This is a genomic window from Neomegalonema sp., assembly GCF_028688855.1.
In the GTDB taxonomy this organism is placed as follows: Bacteria; Pseudomonadota; Alphaproteobacteria; order Rhodobacterales; family Rhodobacteraceae; genus Neomegalonema.
Genome location: NZ_JAQTXI010000010.1, coordinates 119,086 through 135,784, shown reverse-complemented (window position 1 = coordinate 135,784; position 16,699 = coordinate 119,086). Strand labels below are relative to the sequence as shown.

General features: G+C 70.2%; 15 protein-coding genes. 13 read left to right on the top strand and 2 right to left on the bottom strand.

Annotation, left to right across the window (positions count from 1 at the left end; genetic code table 11):
* Positions 1 to 25 precede the first annotated feature (25 nt).
* From pgeF to PHN62_RS09665, 4 genes are all read left to right on the top strand, one after another.
* Positions 26 to 814, top strand: a complete 789-nt coding sequence (gene pgeF / locus PHN62_RS09680) for a peptidoglycan editing factor PgeF (RefSeq protein WP_300149682.1) — start codon at positions 26 to 28, stop codon at positions 812 to 814.
* Between the two features lie 186 nt (positions 815 to 1,000).
* A complete protein-coding gene (locus tag PHN62_RS09675) occupies positions 1,001 to 2,509 on the top strand; it encodes a hypothetical protein (RefSeq protein WP_300149679.1) in 1,509 nt (502 codons plus the stop codon).
* 220 nt (positions 2,510 to 2,729) lie between these two features.
* Positions 2,730 to 2,984, top strand: a complete 255-nt coding sequence (locus PHN62_RS09670) for a YjhX family toxin (protein ID WP_300149676.1) — start codon at positions 2,730 to 2,732, stop codon at positions 2,982 to 2,984.
* A gap of 152 nt (positions 2,985 to 3,136) precedes the next feature.
* Entirely contained in the window at positions 3,137 to 3,445 is a 309-nt protein-coding gene (locus PHN62_RS09665; protein ID WP_300149674.1) for an EthD family reductase, read from the top strand.
* 13 nt (positions 3,446 to 3,458) lie between these two features.
* Here the strand turns inward: PHN62_RS09665 and rlmN are convergent, their stop codons facing one another.
* Positions 3,459 to 4,676, bottom strand: a complete 1,218-nt coding sequence (gene rlmN, locus PHN62_RS09660) for a 23S rRNA (adenine(2503)-C(2))-methyltransferase RlmN (RefSeq protein WP_300149671.1) — start codon at positions 4,674 to 4,676, stop codon at positions 3,459 to 3,461.
* 134 nt (positions 4,677 to 4,810) lie between these two features.
* Between rlmN and PHN62_RS09655 the strand changes: the two genes are divergently transcribed.
* Positions 4,811 to 5,845: an asparaginase gene (locus PHN62_RS09655; RefSeq protein WP_300149669.1), complete on the top strand. Its 1,035-nt coding sequence runs from the start codon at positions 4,811 to 4,813 to the stop codon at positions 5,843 to 5,845.
* A gap of 179 nt (positions 5,846 to 6,024) precedes the next feature.
* Here PHN62_RS09655 and PHN62_RS09650 read toward each other — a convergent pair whose 3' ends face one another.
* The gene (locus PHN62_RS09650) at positions 6,025 to 6,546 is read right to left on the bottom strand and encodes an invasion associated locus B family protein (RefSeq protein WP_300149667.1); all 522 of its coding nucleotides are present in this window, start codon (positions 6,544 to 6,546) and stop codon (positions 6,025 to 6,027) included.
* Positions 6,547 to 6,923: 377 nt separating this feature from the next.
* On the opposite strand from PHN62_RS09650, the gene cpaB reads away from it, so the two are divergent.
* From cpaB to PHN62_RS09610, 8 genes are all read left to right on the top strand, one after another.
* Positions 6,924 to 8,006 carry a Flp pilus assembly protein CpaB gene (cpaB, locus tag PHN62_RS09645; RefSeq protein ID WP_300149664.1) on the top strand — a complete coding sequence of 361 codons (1,083 nt, stop codon included), beginning with the start codon at positions 6,924 to 6,926 and terminating at the stop codon, positions 8,004 to 8,006.
* Positions 8,003 to 9,667 (top strand): type II and III secretion system protein family protein, encoded by a 1,665-nt coding sequence (locus PHN62_RS09640; protein WP_300149661.1) that lies wholly within the window; start codon positions 8,003 to 8,005, stop codon positions 9,665 to 9,667. Before cpaB ends, PHN62_RS09640 begins: the two co-directional genes overlap by 4 nt.
* An 11-nt stretch (positions 9,668 to 9,678) precedes the next feature.
* Positions 9,679 to 10,059: a CpaD family pilus assembly lipoprotein gene (locus PHN62_RS09635; RefSeq protein ID WP_300149659.1), complete on the top strand. Its 381-nt coding sequence runs from the start codon at positions 9,679 to 9,681 to the stop codon at positions 10,057 to 10,059.
* Between the two features lie 24 nt (positions 10,060 to 10,083).
* The gene (locus PHN62_RS09630; protein WP_300149656.1) at positions 10,084 to 11,487 is read left to right on the top strand and encodes an AAA family ATPase; all 1,404 of its coding nucleotides are present in this window, start codon (positions 10,084 to 10,086) and stop codon (positions 11,485 to 11,487) included.
* Positions 11,488 to 11,574: 87 nt separating this feature from the next.
* A complete protein-coding gene (locus tag PHN62_RS09625; protein WP_300149653.1) occupies positions 11,575 to 13,434 on the top strand; it encodes a CpaF family protein in 1,860 nt (619 codons plus the stop codon).
* Between the two features lie 133 nt (positions 13,435 to 13,567).
* Positions 13,568 to 14,593, top strand: coding sequence for a type II secretion system F family protein (locus tag PHN62_RS09620; RefSeq protein ID WP_300149650.1), 1,026 nt, complete (start codon positions 13,568 to 13,570; stop codon positions 14,591 to 14,593).
* 127 nt (positions 14,594 to 14,720) lie between these two features.
* On the top strand, positions 14,721 to 15,695 hold the full coding sequence (locus PHN62_RS09615) for a type II secretion system F family protein (protein WP_300149647.1): 975 nt from the start codon (positions 14,721 to 14,723) through the stop codon (positions 15,693 to 15,695).
* Positions 15,696 to 15,978: 283 nt separating this feature from the next.
* The gene (locus PHN62_RS09610; RefSeq protein ID WP_300149644.1) at positions 15,979 to 16,587 is read left to right on the top strand and encodes a cytochrome b; all 609 of its coding nucleotides are present in this window, start codon (positions 15,979 to 15,981) and stop codon (positions 16,585 to 16,587) included.
* The last annotated feature ends 112 nt before the right edge of the window (positions 16,588 to 16,699 follow it).

Genomic DNA, 16,699 nt, shown 5'->3' with positions numbered 1-16,699 from the left:
CGATTCGCCGAGGGAGGATCTCCGCATGCTTCGTCCGCCTTTCCAGCGCGCGCCTCTTCTGGAGCGTCCGGAGATCCGTCACGGCTTCTTCGGGCGTCAGGGAGGCGTCTCTCCGGGGATCTACGAGTCCCTCCAGTGCGGACGCGGCGCGAAGGAGGACCTGCCCGAGCGCGTGGCCGAAAACCGCGCGCGGGTCGCGCAGGCTCTGGGGCTGGCGCCGGCGGCGCTGGTCTCGGCCCATCAGACCCACAGCGCCGCCGCCGTGGTCGTCGAGGCTCCATGGGCGCCCGGCCAGGCGCCGGAGGCCGACGCTCTGGTCACGCGCGTTCCGGGGATCGCCCTGGGAATCCTGACCGCCGATTGCGCGCCCGTCCTCTTCGCCGACCGCAGGGCGGGCGTGGTGGGCGCGGCGCATGCGGGCTGGAAGGGCGCGCTCGGCGGCGTGCTGGAGGCCGCGGTGGAGGCCATGGTCGGGCTCGGCGCCGAGAGGGGGCGCATCCGGGCCGCCGTGGGGCCCTGCATCGCGCAGCGCAACTATCAGGTCTCGGGCGAGTTCCGCGCCGGGTTCCTGGCCTCGGGCCCGGAGGCGGCGGCCTTCTTCGCCGAGGACCACGCCGATCCCGAACGCTGGCGCTTCGATCTGCCGGGCTACGTGCTGGCGCGGCTGAAGGCGGCGGGCGTCGGCGAGTCGCAGGGGCTCGGGCTCTGCACCTACGGCGCCGCGACGCGCTATTTCAGCAACCGGCGCGCCGTCCACTGGGGCGAGCCCGATTACGGACGCCAGCTTTCGGTCGTGGCGCTGAACCCCGCCTGAAGGCGGAAGGAAACGCGCCTCCTCCTTTCGCGCTCCGGCGGGGGAATCCTTCGCCGGAAGCGCGACCTGGCGCGTTTCCTGCGGTTTCCAGATGAAAATCCGCCATGGGACGGTCAACGACCGGTTAACGCTCTTGAGCCTATCTTCGCGGCGCTCCGACCGCATTTCCGAGGATAGGCGCCGCCCATGAACCCTCCTTCGTCCAACGCCTTGCGCCCTGTCCGTCTCCGCCCTCTGGCGCTGGCGCTGCTGACCGCGACCGCGCTGAGCGGATGCGAATTCACCCAGTCGCTCTTCCGGGGACGCTCCGCCATTCCCGAGGCGCCGACGCATCCCTATGCGGGCGGCCCGCCGATGCTGGTCAAGCCGCCCTCCATCGTGGCGACGCCGCAGCTGAGCGCGCCGCCGCTCGGGGCGGAGCTGCTCGTCACGCCCGCCGGACGCCACATCGCGGTGCTGCCGGTCGAGGGCGCGCCGCAGGATCGCGGCTACGTCATCCGCGAGGCCCTGTCCTCGGCGCTGGGGCTGCGGGTGGGTCAGGCGGCCTTCTCGGCGGCGCCCCAGGCCTATCGTCTGGAGGGCCGCGCCTTTCTGGAAGGCGGCGCGCTGCTGCTCGAATGGCGGCTGATGGATTCCGTCGGCCGCACGCTGGATCAGGTCTTCGAGCGCCAGGCCTTCGCCGCCCAGCCGGGAATCGACCCCTGGTCCGCCCTGAGCGACGAAGCCCTGAGCGCCGCGGGCCGCCGCAGCGCCGAGCGTCTGGCGCGCGGGCTCTCGGGGGGGATCTCGGGCGCCCTGCCCTCCTCCGCGCCGCGCCCCGCCGCGCCCGCCCCGATCCGCAGCGGCGCCGTGGCCTTCGGCCCGAACCCGACGCCTGCGCCCTCCGCCGCGCCGCTCGTCTTCGGACCGGCGCCGCTCGCCTCTCCCGCTCCGGCCCCGGTCTCGATCCAGGGCGGACAGGCCCTCCCGACGCGCCCCGCGCCCCCGCCTCAGATCCCGACGCAGAGCGGCGGATTCTCGCCCGGCGGCCCCGTCGCGCAGGGCTCTCCGGGATTCGCGCCCCTCCCGAGCGCCCCGCCCGCCGCCACGCGCCCGCCGATGGCGGTCATGGGGGTCCAGCCCTCGCCCCAAGCTCAGACCCTCCCGGCGCCGACGCCCGCGCCTCTGGCGAGCCCTCCCCGGCCCGTCGCCATGGCGCCGCCTGCTCCCGCGCCTGCGCCTCCTCCGCGCCCGGCGCCTGTTCCCGCGCCTCCTGCGCCCGTCGCGGCTCCGGCCCTCTCCGGAGGCGGCGGCTTCGGCCCGCCGACGCCCATCGCCTCCACGACGGCGACCGCGCCCATCGCCTTCCGGGGCGTCTTCGGCGCGCCCGGCGACGGAGACCGCAGCCTCAGCGCGGCCTTGCGTCAGTTGCTGATCAATGCGGGCGAACGCGTCGTGCCCGAGGGCACGCCCGGCGCCATGGTGCTGGCGGGTCAGGTCGAGAAGAAATCCGGCGGCGCGGGCGGCGACGTGATCAGCATCACCTGGCGGCTCGAAGACGCTCTGGGCGGCGGCGTGGGCCAGGTGCTTCAGGAGAACGAAGTCCCGCGTGGCGCGCTCGACGGCGCATGGGGCGAAGACGCCGGGTACGCCGCCGAAGGCGCCCTCGACGGCGTGAAGCAGCTGATCTCCGCCGCCCGCAAGGGTCCGGGCTGATTTCCGGTTGACCCCGGGCGCGCGGAGGATCATCCTGCGCGCCTTGTCCGATCCTCACGGCCGCCCCATCGGGCCCGCCGCGCCAGAGGAGCATAGATGTCAGGGATTGCGATCCGCCGCTGACGCCGTTTCGAAGCCCTTTCGAACGCCGTCGGCCTGATTCGCCTCCGGAGCCTCGGGCTCCGGGGAATTTCGGCCTGCCGGATCCCGGACATCTTCAATGAACATCTCGAAGCTCGAACAGCGGACGCTGCATGCGCTCGCGCAAGGCGGCGTCATCCGCCATGAACAGCAGAAAGGCCGCGTCCTCGCGGTGGACTGCGTCACGCGCGAAGGCTGGACCCTCGCGGACTGCACCCTCGACGTCTTCCGCAAGCTGCGTCGCCGGGGCCTGATCGCCTCGCGGAGCGGCGGCCCCTACCGCATCTCGCCGGAGGGGCTGAAGGTCGTGCGCGCCCAGCTCGACAACCGCTGAACCAGGAAGCGCCGCCGAGGCTCAGGGCTTCGGCGGCGCCTCATGCTTTGGTCTGCGGCGGACCTTGGTCGGAGCCGGGGGCGCTTGACCCTTCGAAGCCGCCCCCTCACCATTCCGGAGAGCTCGACACCGATACATCAGGAGGAAACCCCATGGCTCGTCTGGTCGCTTTCTACAAGACGCCCAAGGACAAGGCCGCGTTCGACGCCTATTACACGGCGACTCACGCGCCTCTCGCCCGCAAGATCCCCGGCCTGCGCGGCTACACGGTCAGCGACGGCCCCGTGACCGCCGTGGCCGGAGCCCAGGACGTCTACAAGGTGGCCGTGCTCGAATTCGACTCGCTGGCCGCCCTGCAGGCGGGCCTCGCCACCCCGGACGGCCAGGCCGCCGCCGGCGACATTCCGAATTTCGCCTCCGGCGGCGTGGATCTCGTGGTCTTCGACTCGAAGCCGGCCTGAAACTCTGCGCCGCTCAGGAGGCTTCGGCCTCCGGAGCGGCCCCCGCGCGGCGGGGATTGCGCGCCCGCTCGGTGGCGGACTTGAGCTGACCGCAGGCGGCGAGGATGTCGCGTCCGCGCGGCGTGCGGATGGGGCTGGCGTAGCCCGCGCGGTTGACGATCTCGGCGAAGGATTCGATCCGCTCCCAGCTGGAGCATTCATAGATCGTCCCCGGCCAAGGGTTGAAGGGGATGAGGTTGATCTTGGCGGGAATCCCCGCGATCAACCGCACCAGCCGCCGCGCGTCGGCGTCGGAATCGTTCACATCCTTGAGCATGACGTATTCGAAGGTCACGCGCTCGGAGTTCGAGAGCCGCGGATAGGCCCGCACCGCGTTCAGCAGAGCCTCGATGTTCCATTTCTTATTGATCGGAACCAGCTTGTCGCGGACTTCATCCGTCGTCGCATGCAACGAGATCGCCAGCAAGCACCCGATTTCTTCGCCCGCGCGCAAAATCTCCGGCGCCACGCCCGAGGTCGAGAGCGTCACGCGGCGGCGGCTGAGGCTGAAGCCCTCGCCGTCCATGACGATGGCCATGGCGTCGCGCACGGCGTCGAGGTTGTAGAGCGGCTCGCCCATGCCCATCAGCACGATGTTGGTGATGCGGCGACGGTCGTCGATCTTCTCGCCGGGACGCGGCCATTCGTCGAGATCGTCGCGGCAGACGAGCGCCTGACCCACGATCTCCGCCGGAGTCAGGTTGCGGACCAGCTTCTGCGTGCCGGTGTGGCAGAAGGTGCAGGTCAGGGTGCAGCCCACCTGCGAAGAGACGCAGAGCGTGCCGCGATCCTCTTCGGGGATGTAGACCGCCTCGACCTCATGGCCGCCCTCGATGCGCAGGAGATATTTGCGCGTCCCGTCGGAGCTGATCTGACGCGTGGTGATCTCCGGGCGCGCGATCTGGAAGGCCTGAGCCAGCTCCGTCCGCAGGCCCTTGCCGAGATTGGTCATCTCGTCGAAATCGCGGGCGCCGCGCTGATAGAGCCAGGACCAGATCTGAGCCCGGCGCATCTTCGCGGCCTTGGCGTCCATGCCGAAATCCATCAGCGCCTCGAGCATGCGCTCGCGGGTCATGCCGATCAGGTTCTTCGCCGATTCGGAGACCTTGCGCGGCGCGACGCGGAAATCAGGCGCCAGAGCCTCGGCTTGCGGCGCGGTCGAGGGAAAGGCGACGGCCTGAGCGGGCGTCATGGGCGGAATCTCCGGGCTTCGAGAATGCGAAAAGGGCGCGAGACCTCTGGTCCCCGCCGTCTGAAGGCTTAATATAACGCGCCTGCGCCCCGAGCGCAAAAGATCGCGCGCGACTTTCAGGGAGGCGCCTCCATATGTCCGATTCCGTCAATCCCGTCCTCGTCGAGACCACCCGCCGCGACCGCAAGGGCGGCGAGATCGTGGAGAACCTCCATCGCGGCGCGGTGGCCGTCGCGGGTCCGGACGGCGAGCTGATCTTCGCCCTGGGCGACGTCGGGCGCCGGATCTTCCCCCGCTCGGCGGTGAAGATGATCCAGGCGATTCCCCTGGTCTCTTCGGGCGCCGCCGAGGCCTATGGCCTGACCTCGGAGCATCTGGCGCTCTCCTGCGCCTCGCATGAGGGCTCGCACGAGCATGTGCGGCGGGTCTCCGCCTGGCTGGAGGCTCTGGGCCTCGGGGAGTCGGATCTGGGCTGCGGCCCGCAGGAGCCCAGCGACAGGGCCGAGGCCGAGCGTCTGCGCGGAACCGGCGAGAAGCCTTGCCGCCTGCACCATAATTGTTCGGGCAAGCATGGCGGCTTCCTGACCCTGACGCGCCATCTGAAGGCGGCTCCGGCGGATTACCTCGACCCCGAGGCCCCGACTCAACGCGCCGTGGGCGCGGCCTTCGCCGAGGCCACCGGACAAGACGCTCTCCCCGCCCATGGCGTGGACGGCTGCGCGGCGCCGAACTTCACGGCTTCTCTGGCGGGGGTGGCGCGGGCCATGGCCGGATTCGCCTCGGCCGGAGACGGCGACGCCCATGACGCCGCCCAGCTGCGTCTGAGGCGGGCGATGAAGGCGCATCCCTTCCTCATCGCGGGCGAGGGCCGGGCCTGCACGCGGCTGACCGAGGCTCTGCCTGACGAAGCGGTGGTGAAGGTGGGGGCGGACGGCGTCTTCACGGCGATCCTGCCGGGACGCGGGATCGGTCTGGCGCTGAAGATCGACGACGGCGCGAATCGGGCGGCGGAATCGGCTCTGGCGGCGATCCTGACGGCGCTCGGCGCGACGGGGGGCGCCGAAGCCCTGACGGAATCCCTCAAGGCGCCGCCCATCCGCAACAGCCGTGCGGAGGTCGTGGGCGAGATCCGCCCTTCCGCAGCGCTTTCCGGCCTGCGGCGTCTCTGAGCGCCCCCTCCCGAGGGGAAGGCGCGCCCGAAATCCGGCGCGCGACTCGCCGGGAGGGCGAATCGGCGGCGGCGCCCCGCCCGGCCCCCCGCCTGACCTCCGCGGAGTCCGGTCCCGGCGCCCACCCATGCGCCGGAGTCCGGGTTCCGTCCGGGTCTGCGTCCGGGGCTGCGGACGCCTCAGCGGCAGGCGGCCTGAGCCGCGTTGGAGGCCGCCGTGAAGCCCGCGAGCGAGAAGTTGTGCTCGACGCGCGATCCCCCCGCGACTCCGGCGGTGACGATGGCGGTGGCGCCGCCGCGCAGGGCGCTGAAGAGCCGACGCTCCTCCTGTTCGCCCTCGACCCAGGCGCCGTCGCCCACCGCGAAGAGGGTGAAGTTCGAGCGGCCCACCTGGAGCGTGACGGGACGCGATTCATCGAAGGGCACGCCCGAGATGATGCTGATCTCGCCCGAAACTCCGGCGCGCGGCCGGTAGGAGGCCATCAGGAAGGTCTCGCCCACCGTTCCCGGATTCTGGGAGTAGTTGGACTGGGTGGGCGTGGTGGCGGCCCAGCAGACCGGCCCGTCGGCGGGCTGCATCTTGAAGGCGCTCCAGAAGCGCGACTCCATCAGGCGCGTCCGGGCGTCCTGGGCGACCGCGGTTGTGGCGGCGGCCGTCGCGACCAGGGCGGCGCCGACGACGAACAGGGCGACGATCCTCACAGGGTGACCTCATAAGGTTGATCCGGTCCATCAAGACCGGAGAACACGGCGAAATCCGTCCGGATCGGGGCCGGGCCGAAGAAGCCCTCCCCTCGCCCCGGACCAGGGGTCCGTCGCCGAAGGAGGGGCGCCCCGCAGACGGCGGCGATGTCCGGACGAGGTCCGGGAAAGGACCTCCGCCGCCGTTTTCCCTGATTCGCGTCGGGATTCCAACCCTCTTGCGTGAAACCATCCCTTCGCGGCGCCTCCTAAAACAATTTTAGGACAAGACGCGCATAGTTCTCGGACCGATCGGAGGTCCGGATTCGGACTCTTCAAGACGGCGAAGTCATGCGGCGGGCCCTTCCAGGCCTCTCGTCAGCAAGAGGAGACGCAGCGTGCGTGGCGTCAGGATTTTCATTTTACTCTGCGCCTGTCTGGCGGCCATGGCGACGATGTGGCTGGTGAAGAGCGCGATGAACAGTCAGGCGGCTCTGCCGCGTCAACCCGTGATGGCGGGCGCCGCGGCCCCCGTGGCGCCCGTCGCCCGGACCGAGGACGTGCTGGTCGTCTCGCGCGACATCCGCATCGGCGAGACGCTGCGCCCCGGCGACGTGCGCTGGCAGGCCTGGCCCGCCGACGCCCTCGTCACCTCCTTCGTGACCCGCAGCTCGCGCCCCCAGGCTCTGGACGAAGTGACCAGCAAGGTCACCCGCACGCGCCTGACCCAGGGCGAGCCCCTGACCCAGTCGAAGATCCTCGATCTTCAGGGCGGCGGCCTGATGTCGGGCATCGTGCGCGAAGGGATGCGCGCGATCAGCCTTCCGATCTCCGACGTGACCGGCGCAGGCGGCTTCATCCTGCCGGGCGACTACGTGGACATCCTGCTGACCCGCGCCTTCACCATCGACATGGTGAACGAGGAGACCGGCGTGGTGAACCGCCAGATCTCCGAGAACCGCACCGACACCATCATGCGTCACGTGCGCATCCTGGCCATCGACCAGGTGCTCGGCGAGGGGGTGCGTCAGCCTTCGGTGGTCGGCGCGACCGCCACCGTCGAGGTGACGCCCGATCAGGCCGAGCTGATGGCTCTGGCGCGCCAGATCGCGCAGCAGTCGCGCGGCTTCATCACCCTGAGCCTGCTCAGCTTCGAGGAGCTGAATTCGGCCTTCGGCGGCGACGTCGACAAGATCATGCCGACCACCCGCCTCGACCTGCGTCAGGAGGCCGCGCGCCTCATCGCCGAAGCCGAGACCAAACGCGCCCAGTACGAGGAAGTGCGCCGCCAGACCCAGGAGGCCATGCGCGCCCGGTTCGGCGCCGCCTCCGAAGACGAGGCGCCTGCGGCGGCGGCCGCCCCGGCCGTCGCGCCCGGCGCGATTCCTCCGCCGCGCCTGCTCGTGGTGCGCAGCGGCTCCGCCGCGGCCGTGCCGACCATGCCTTCCGCCTCCCCCGCGACCGAGGAGACCCCGAAATGACGCTTCGCGTCCGCATCCTCCGCCGCCTGAGTCCGGCGGCCGTCCTCTCCGCCTGCGCTCTGGCCTGCGCGCCCGCTCTGGCCGACGCCTTCAAGGGCTCCTCGTCTCCCGTGGGCTTTTCGTCGGGGGTGGGCGGCCCGGTCTGGGATCCCGGCCAGTCCTATCTGCAGTCCGGGCCCCTCGAGACGGGCTCCGTGCCCTCCTCCGCGAACTACTACCTCGACCAGGCCGAAGGCCGCCCCGGCGCGGACATGTTCTCGCGCATGAGCGGCTACGGCGCCGACATGGTCCAGGACGGGCTCTACGGCCCCTCGATGATCGAGATCGGCGGCGAGGGCGCGGCCTCCCAGGCGGGCGTCGTGCACGTCTCCAAGACGGCGCTGCTCAAGCTTCCGGCTCCGGCGCGCGAAGTGGTGGTGGCTGACCCCGGCATCGCCTCGGCGACGCTGCGGACCAACCGCCAGATCCTGCTCTACGGGCTGAAGGTCGGCCAGACCAACATCTTCGTCTTCGACGAGAACGGCGCGCAGATCCTGAATCTGGAGCTCCGCGTCGAGGCCGACCTGCGCACTCTGGAAGCCTCGCTGCGCGCCAACTTCCCCGGCGCGAACCTGCGGATCGAGTCGATGCTCGGCCAGGTGATCCTGCGCGGCCAGGCCTCCAGCCTGCGCGAGGCCCAGGAGATCCGGCGCTTCGTCCGTCAGGGCGTGGCGGCGATCAACGCGGCGGGCGGCGTGCAGGTCAAGGGCGAGGACGTCGAGATCATCGACCGCATGGCCGTGGCCGGCGAGAATCAGGTGATGCTCAAGGTGCGCGTGGCCGAGATGCGCCGCGAGATCGTCAAGCAGTTCGGCGTGAATCTGGGCGGCAAGGGCGGGATCGGCGGCGCGGCCCAGGAGATCACCCTGAGCAACCCCTTCAACGTCAACGGCCTCGTGGGCAGCGGCCTGGCCGCGAGCCTGAGCGCGACGGTGGCGGACTTCACCCTCTCCAGCCTGGTGCGCGCCTTCGAGCGCCATGGCGTGGCGCGGCTTCTGGCCGAGCCCAACCTGACGGCGGTCTCGGGCGAGAGCGCCAGCTTCTTCGCGGGCGGCCAGTTCCCCTATCCGGTCTCGATCGACGAGCGGGGGAACATCGGCTACGACTTCCGCAACTTCGGCGTGGCGCTCGACTTCACCCCCGTGGTGCTGGACAACGGCCGCATCAGCCTGAAGATCTCGACCGAGGTCAGCGAGCTGACCAACGAAGGCGCCCTGACGACCGGCGCCGTGACCATCCCCGGCATCGCCATCCGCCGGGCCAACACGGTCATCGAGGCGCCTTCGGGCGGAGCGATCGCCATCGCGGGGCTGATCCAGCAGCGCGACGCCGGAGACCACGCCGGTCTTCCGGGCATCAAGAACCTGCCGATCCTCGGGCGGCTCTTCTCCTCCAGCGACTTCAAGCGCTCGGAGACGGAGCTGGTGATCCTGGTGACGCCCTATCTGGTGCGCCCCAACGCCCCCGACGCCTTCGTCCTGCCCACCGACGGCTTCGCGCCGCCGAGCGACGCCGACCTCTACATGCTGGGCCGCGTCCAGGCGACCTACGGGGCCGGCCCCTACGACCCCGCCGCCGCCCGCGCCGCCCTCCGGGCGCCGCTCGGCTTCATCCTGAACTGAGGGAGAGCGTGATGCTCGGACGCCTGAAACCTGCGGCGCTCGCCGGCGCGCTCGCCGCCCTCCTCGCCGGCTGCTCCGGCTCCGTCCCCAACGGGCCGGAGCAGGCCGCCCTTCCCTGGCAGGTCTTCCCCCCCGGGGCGACGACCCATTGTCCGCCCGCCGCCGAGGACATGCGCCTCAACCGCGCCAACACCCCGAGCCCCAGCTTCGGCTGCGCGACCTCGGTGAACATGGCGGCGCAGATCGCCTATCCCTCGGATCTGAAGGGCCCCCAGCCCATGACCGCGCCGGACTGGCCGCGCGAAGAGCGCGTTCTGGGCGACTGGCGCGAAGGCGAACTCACCCAGAGCAGCCGCGGCCAGACCGGCACCACCTCGATGATCGGCAACTGACGGTCGCTTCAGGAGAAGACCCCCATGGCCCGCACCGCCACCGCCAAATCCGCCGCCGCCCGTCCGATGGGCTCTCCCTCCGAGGAGGCCTTCGCGCCCATCGAGGGCGTGATCCCCCGCGTCAGCATCGAAGCCTTCTGCGAGACGGAGAATTTCGCAGACGCCCTGCGCGGCGCGGCCGCCGACCGGCGCATGGTCAAGACCAGCCTCGCCGTCTCGATGGGCGGCGTGGCGCGGGCGGCCAAGTCCTACAGCGACGCCAGCACGCCCAACCTGCTGATCGTCGAGAGCTCCGAAGGCGGCTTCGGCATCTTCAGCGAGCTGGAGATGCTGGCCGAAGTCTGCGACGCCTCGACCAAGGTGGTCGTGGCGGCGCCCTCCAACGACGTGACGCTCTACCGCGAGCTCAAGCGTCAGGGCGTGGACGAATACATCGTCACCCCCTCCTCGCCGATGCAGGTGATCGACGCGATCTCGGCGATCTACGCCGGGCCCGCCACGACGCCCATGGGCAAGATCCTGGCCTTCGTGGGCTCCAAGGGCGGCGTGGGCTCCAGCACCCTGGCGCACAACGTGGCCGCGGCCATCGCGCGGCGGCGCCAGAAGGAGACGATCATCCTCGATCTGGACATCGAGTTCGGCACCGCCGGGCTCGACTTCAACCAGGATCCGACGCGCAGCATCCTCGACGCCCTCGCCGACGGCGACAAGCTCGACGACGTGAAGCTCAAGCGCCTGCTGATCGAGGAGAACCAGCATCTGCGCATCCTCGCGGCGCCGAGCACGCTCGACGTGAAGGTGGACATCGACGAGACCGCGATCACCTCGCTGCTCGACGTGCTGCGCAAGAGCGGCGACTACGTGGTGATCGACGCCCCCCACGGCTGGACGCCCTGGGTGCGCCAGGCCCTGCTTCTGGCCGACGACATCGTTCTGGTCAGCGCGCCGGACCTGGCCTCGCTGCGCAACGTCAAGGGGCTCTACGATTCGCTCAAGAGCCGCCGCCCCAACGATCCGCCGCCGCGCATCGTGCTCAATCAGGTGGGCGTGGAGAAGCGTCCCGAGATTCCGCTCAAGGATTACGTGAGCGTGCTCGGCGCCCATCCGGACCTCGTGCTGCCCTATGACGCGGCGGTCTTCGGCGCGGCCTCCAACGGCGGCCAGATGCTCTTCGACAGCGCCCCGCGCCACAAGGTCACCACCGATCTGGACGCCTTCTCGGACAGCTTCTTCTCCACCACCCGCAACGGGCGGCGGATCCTGCGTTCGGGCGGCGCGCCCGGCGGCGTGACCACCGGCGGAGCCAGGAAGGGCGGCCTCAACCCCTTCGGCGCCGTCAAGGGCTTCATGGACAAGCTCCGCGCCCGCCGCAAGGACGAGGAGCCCGAAGACGACGACGACGAGGACGAGGACGACGACCGCAAATGACCGCTTGAGACGGCTCCGCGCCCCGGCGCGGAGCCGCGATCAGGACGGGCTCCGCCCGCTTCCGTCAGCCCCCGAGAGTGACGAGACATGAGCAACCCCCCGACGCCCCCCAAAATGTTCGGACGCCGTCCCCAGGGCGAGGCGCCCGCCGGATTCGGCGGCCTCGGGATGCCGACGGGCGCGCCGCCTCCGCCGCGGCGCTCTCCGCCGCCTCCTCCGCCGCGTCCCGGGATGAAGGCGCCTCCTCCGCCCGGCCCGGCCGGCGCGGGCGGTCTGGGGGGCCTGGGCCCGAGGATCAAGCCCAAGCCCACCGACGCGCTCAACATGGACCTGTCGCGTTCGCGTCCGCCTCCGGGCTTCGGCGGCCCCGCCGGCGCCCCTCCGCCGCGTCCGGGCGGGCCGAGGCCCGGAGGCGTCGGGCCGGGCCCGATCCGTCCGGAGGCCGCCGCCGCCCATGCGGTCGAGGAGGAATCCGGCGAGGTCGTGCCCGTCGGCAAGGTCACGAGCGTCTCGCTCGCGGGCGACTCCACGCCGAGCTCCGGCGGCGGCTTCGGCGCCCTGCGCGCCAAGGCCCGCGCCAACAAGAAGACCCCCGCCATGGCCGCCGCCGAGGAGGAGGCCAAGGCCGCCGCCACCGAGCGTTCGCGCGGCGATCCGATCCACACCCAGGAATATTACGCCCTCAAGACCGACATCTTCTCGGCGCTGATCGACGCGATGGACCTGTCGCGCGTGGTCGCGCTCTCGCGCGAGGACGCCGAGAACGAGATCTCGACGATCATCAACGAGATCGTGGCGGTGAAGGGCTTCGTCCTCAGCGTGGCCGAACAGCGCCGCCTCGTGGACGACATCTGCGACGACGTGCTCGGCTACGGCCCGCTCGAACCTCTGCTCGAACGCGACGACATCGCCGACATCATGGTGAACGGCGCCGATCAGGTCTACATCGAGACCAAGGGCAAGATCGAGCTGACCAACATCCGCTTCCGCGACAATCGCCAGCTTCTGGAGATCTGTCAGCGGATCGTGTCGAAGGTCGGCCGCCGCGTCGACGAATCGAGCCCCATCTGCGACGCCCGCCTTCTGGACGGCTCGCGCGTCAACGTGATCGCGCCGCCGCTGGCCATCGACGGCCCCACGCTCACGATCCGCAAGTTCAAGAAGGACAAGCTGAAGATGGCCGATCTGGTCCGCTTCGGCGCCATCACGCCGGAAGGCGCGAAGGTCCTGGAGATCGCGGCGGCCTCGCGGTGCAACATCCTGATCTCGGGCGGCACGGGCTCTGGTAAAACCACGCTGCTGAACTGCCTTTCGGGCTTCTCGGCCGACGACGAGCGCATCATCACCTGCGAAGACTCGGCGGAGCTTCAGCTCCAGCAGCCCCATGTGGTGCGTCTGGAGACCCGGCCCTCGAACCTCGAGGGCAAGGGCGAGGTCACCATGCGCGACCTCGTCAAGAACTGTCTGCGCATGCGTCCCGAGCGGATCATCGTCGGCGAGGTGCGCGGCCCGGAGGCCTTCGACCTCCTCCAGGCCATGAACACCGGCCATGACGGCTCGATGGGCACGCTCCACGCGAACAGCCCGCGCGAATGTCTGAGCCGTCTTGAATCGATGATCACCATGGGCGGCTTCGCGCTGCCCTCCAAGACCATCCGCGAGATGATCTGTTCGGCGGTCAACGTGATCGTGCAGGCCCAGCGCCTGCGCGACGGCTCGCGCCGCATCACCCACGTCTCCGAGGTGCTCGGGATGGAGGGCGAGACGATCATCACCCAGGACATCGTGCGCTTCAAGGTCACGGGCGAGAACGCCCAGGGCAAGCTGGTGGGCAAGCATCTCTCGACCGGCGTGGGCCAGCCCGCCTTCTGGGAGCGCGCCCAGAGCTACAACCGCGAGGTGGAGCTCCAGGGCGCCCTGACCAGCATGGACGAGGATCTGAGCTGAGACGCAGAGGCGCCGTCCCCCGGCCGGAGATTCCGCGCCGGGGACGACGCGGCGCAAGGATTTGTGAGGCTTCGTCGCCCTATCATCCCGCGCAGGATCGGAACGGGCCGGCTTCAGGAAAGGGCCTCCCCCCATGGACATCTTGACCAACATCATCGCGAACCTGCCTTCGCAGCACGTCGTCTACCTGACCGGCGCGACCACCTTCCTGGCGGTGGCCGGACTCCTGACGGCTCTGGTGGGCATGCGCGCCGACGGCGCGGGGACGCTCTCGCGGCGCAGGCTGACCGGCGGCGCCATGACGCGCAAGTCGTCGGCGGCCTCGCTCACGGCCTCCACCGCCGCCGACCGCAAGAAGACCATCCAGGACCAGATCAAGAAGAGCGAGAAACGCCGCCTCACCCAGACCAGCTCGAACAACCTCGGCGTCCTGCTCGAACGGGCGGGCGTGCCGCAGAGCGTCCTCGGCTACATGGGGATCTTCGTGGGCGTCGCTCTGGCGGCCCTGGCGGTGCTGATTCTGGTGATGAAGGTTTCGCCGCTGGTGTCTCTGGCCTCGCTGCCGGTGACGCTCTACTTCCTGCCGCGCTGGTGGCTCAAGCGCATGATCGCCAAGCGCGAGAAGAAGTTCATCGAGGAGTTCCCCAACGCCATCGACGTTCTGGTGCGCGGCGTGCGCACGGGCCTTCCGGTGAACGACGGGCTCAAGCTCATCGGCCGCGAGATGCAGCAGCCGGTCGCGGGCGAGTTCCAGCGCCTCGTCGACAGCTTCACGGTGGGCGTCTCGATGGAGGACGGGCTCAAGCGCATGTACGACCGCCTGCCTCTGGCGGAGGTCAACTTCTTCTCGATCGTGCTGATCATCCAGAAGCAGACGGGCGGCAACCTCGCCGAGGCCCTGACCAACCTCAGCACGGTGCTGCGCGACCGCAAGAAGCTCAAGAACAAGATCAAGGCCCTCTCCTCGGAGGCCAAGGCCTCGGCGGCCATCATCGGCTCGCTGCCCTTCCTTCTGGGCCTGGTGCTCTACTTCATGTCTCCGGAATACATCGCGCTGCTCTTCACCGAGGAGCTCGGCAACATCCTGCTCGGCATTGGTCTGTTCTGGATGGGGCTGGGCATCTTCGTGATGCAGCAGATGATCGCCATCGACATCTAGCGCGTCGTCCGGCGGCGCCCGAAGGGCCGCCCGCCGCGGGAACGCGACCACGAGAACAGAAGCCGGAGCTTCCGCAGGATCCAGGGGGATCGCCGGAGGCTCCGGGGCCGCGGCTGGAGATTCCTTCATGAATTCCGATCTGATCCTCATGATCACGCCCTTCGTCGCGCCGCTTCTGGCGGGCTTCGCGGTGGGCGGCATCCTCTACGCGCTGATCGGCATGAGGAGCTCCGAAGCGAGCTCCCTGACCGAGCGCCTCGAAAGCGTGCGCCGTCGGCGCGAGAATCTGCGCGGCCTGCACCGCATGGAGTCCGGCGGACGCGGAAACCAGGGCCCCGCCGCCGACAAGAAGATCCGCGCCATGCGGAACACCGTGGAGAAGTTCCGCCTCCAGGAGATGATCAACGACACCAGCCTGCGCCAGAAGCTGGCGCGGGCGGGGTTCCGCAGCCGCAACGCGGCGATCGTCTACGTGTTCTTCTGCGCGATGCTGCCCATCGTGGCGGGGTCGATGGCGCTGGTCTACATGTGGATGTTCCGGGCGGGGGACTTCGACCTCTTCCGGACTTCGGTGGCGATCCTGGTGGCGGCGGCGGCGGGCTATTACGCGCCGACGGTCTTCCTGAGCAACCTGACGCAGAAGCGTCAGAAGGAGATGCTCCGGGCCTATCCGGACGCGCTGGACCTGATGGTCATCTGCGTGGAGTCGGGCATGTCCATCGAGAAGGCCTTCCACAAGGTGATGCACGAGATCACGCCGCAATCCAAGGCGCTGAGCGAGGAGATCGGGCTTCTGACCGCCGAGCTCTCCTTCCTCGGCGACCGCGGCCTGGCCTACGAGAACTTCGCCAACCGCACGGGGCTCCAGCCGGTGAAGGCGCTGATGGGCGCTCTGGTGCAGGCCGAGAAATACGGCACGCCCGTCGGCCAGGCCCTGCGCGTGCTCTCGGAGGAGAGCCGCAACGAGCGCATGTCCCTCGCCGAGCGCAAGGCCGCCGCCCTGCCCGCCAAGCTGACCGTGCCCATGATCATCTTCTTCCTGCCGGTGCTGTTCATCGTGATCATCGGCCCGGCGGTCATCCAGGTGCGCGAACTCATGTGAGGCCGCGACAGGACGTTTCCCGGCGAGCAGGCCGGAAGGGCGCGTCCGCAGGGGCGCGCCTTCCGTTTTCATCCCGGGCGCCGCAGACGCCTCCTCCGCGCGCGCCTGCTCACGCGAAAGCGAGCGCCCCGCCTTGCGGGCTCCCTTGCTCCGGCGGCGAGGGCGGGCCAATCTCCGGCGCTCCGGGTCCGGCCGCAGCCGCCTTCCGCGCGGCGGCCTTCCGCGTGAAGGCCGGCCAGGCCTGACTCCGCCCGTCCATCCTCCCTCCGGAGTCCGCCCGCCCATGCCCGTCGCCAGATCCTCCGCCCCCTCCGGCCTCCGCCTGACGGATTCCCCCGCCGCCTACGGCCTGATCAGCAAGCTCCTGCACTGGGGGATGGTCGGGCTTTTCCTCTGGCAGATGGCCAGCGTGCTGCTGAGGGTCTTCTTCTGGGAGAGCGGCGGCGAGGCTCAGGCCGCCGCCCGCGCCCTGTGGCGGACCCATCATCAGACCGGCGTGCTGATTCTCGCGCTCGCGCTCCTGCGCGGCGCCTGGGGGCTGCTCAACGCCCGCAACCGCCCTCCGCACGAGGCCTCCTTCCTGGGGCGGGCGGCCTGGCTGGGGCATCTGGCGCTCTACGCGCTGATGATCCTCGTGCCGAGCCTCGCGGTGCTGCGCTTCCACGCCATGGCCCGCGCGCCGCTCAACGCCTTCGGCTTCGAGATCCTGCCCCAGGCTCCCGCGCCCGACGAGGCCTTGCGGTCTGTCGGCGACGCGCTCCACGGCCCGCTCGGCTGGACGCTCTTCGCGCTGATCTGCGGGCATGTCTTCATGGTGGTCCTGCATCAGGTCCTCTGGAAGGACGCGACCCTCTCGCGCATGACCGGAGAAGGCGCCCCGCCCGCCTCGTGATCCGCCCGCCTCTCCGAACGCGGAGAGAAATTCCACGGATTCGCCCCGATCCGGGCCGCGCCCGCTCTTTTTCCGCCATGATGGGCGGCCTATATGCGCCGCAGCACTTCCA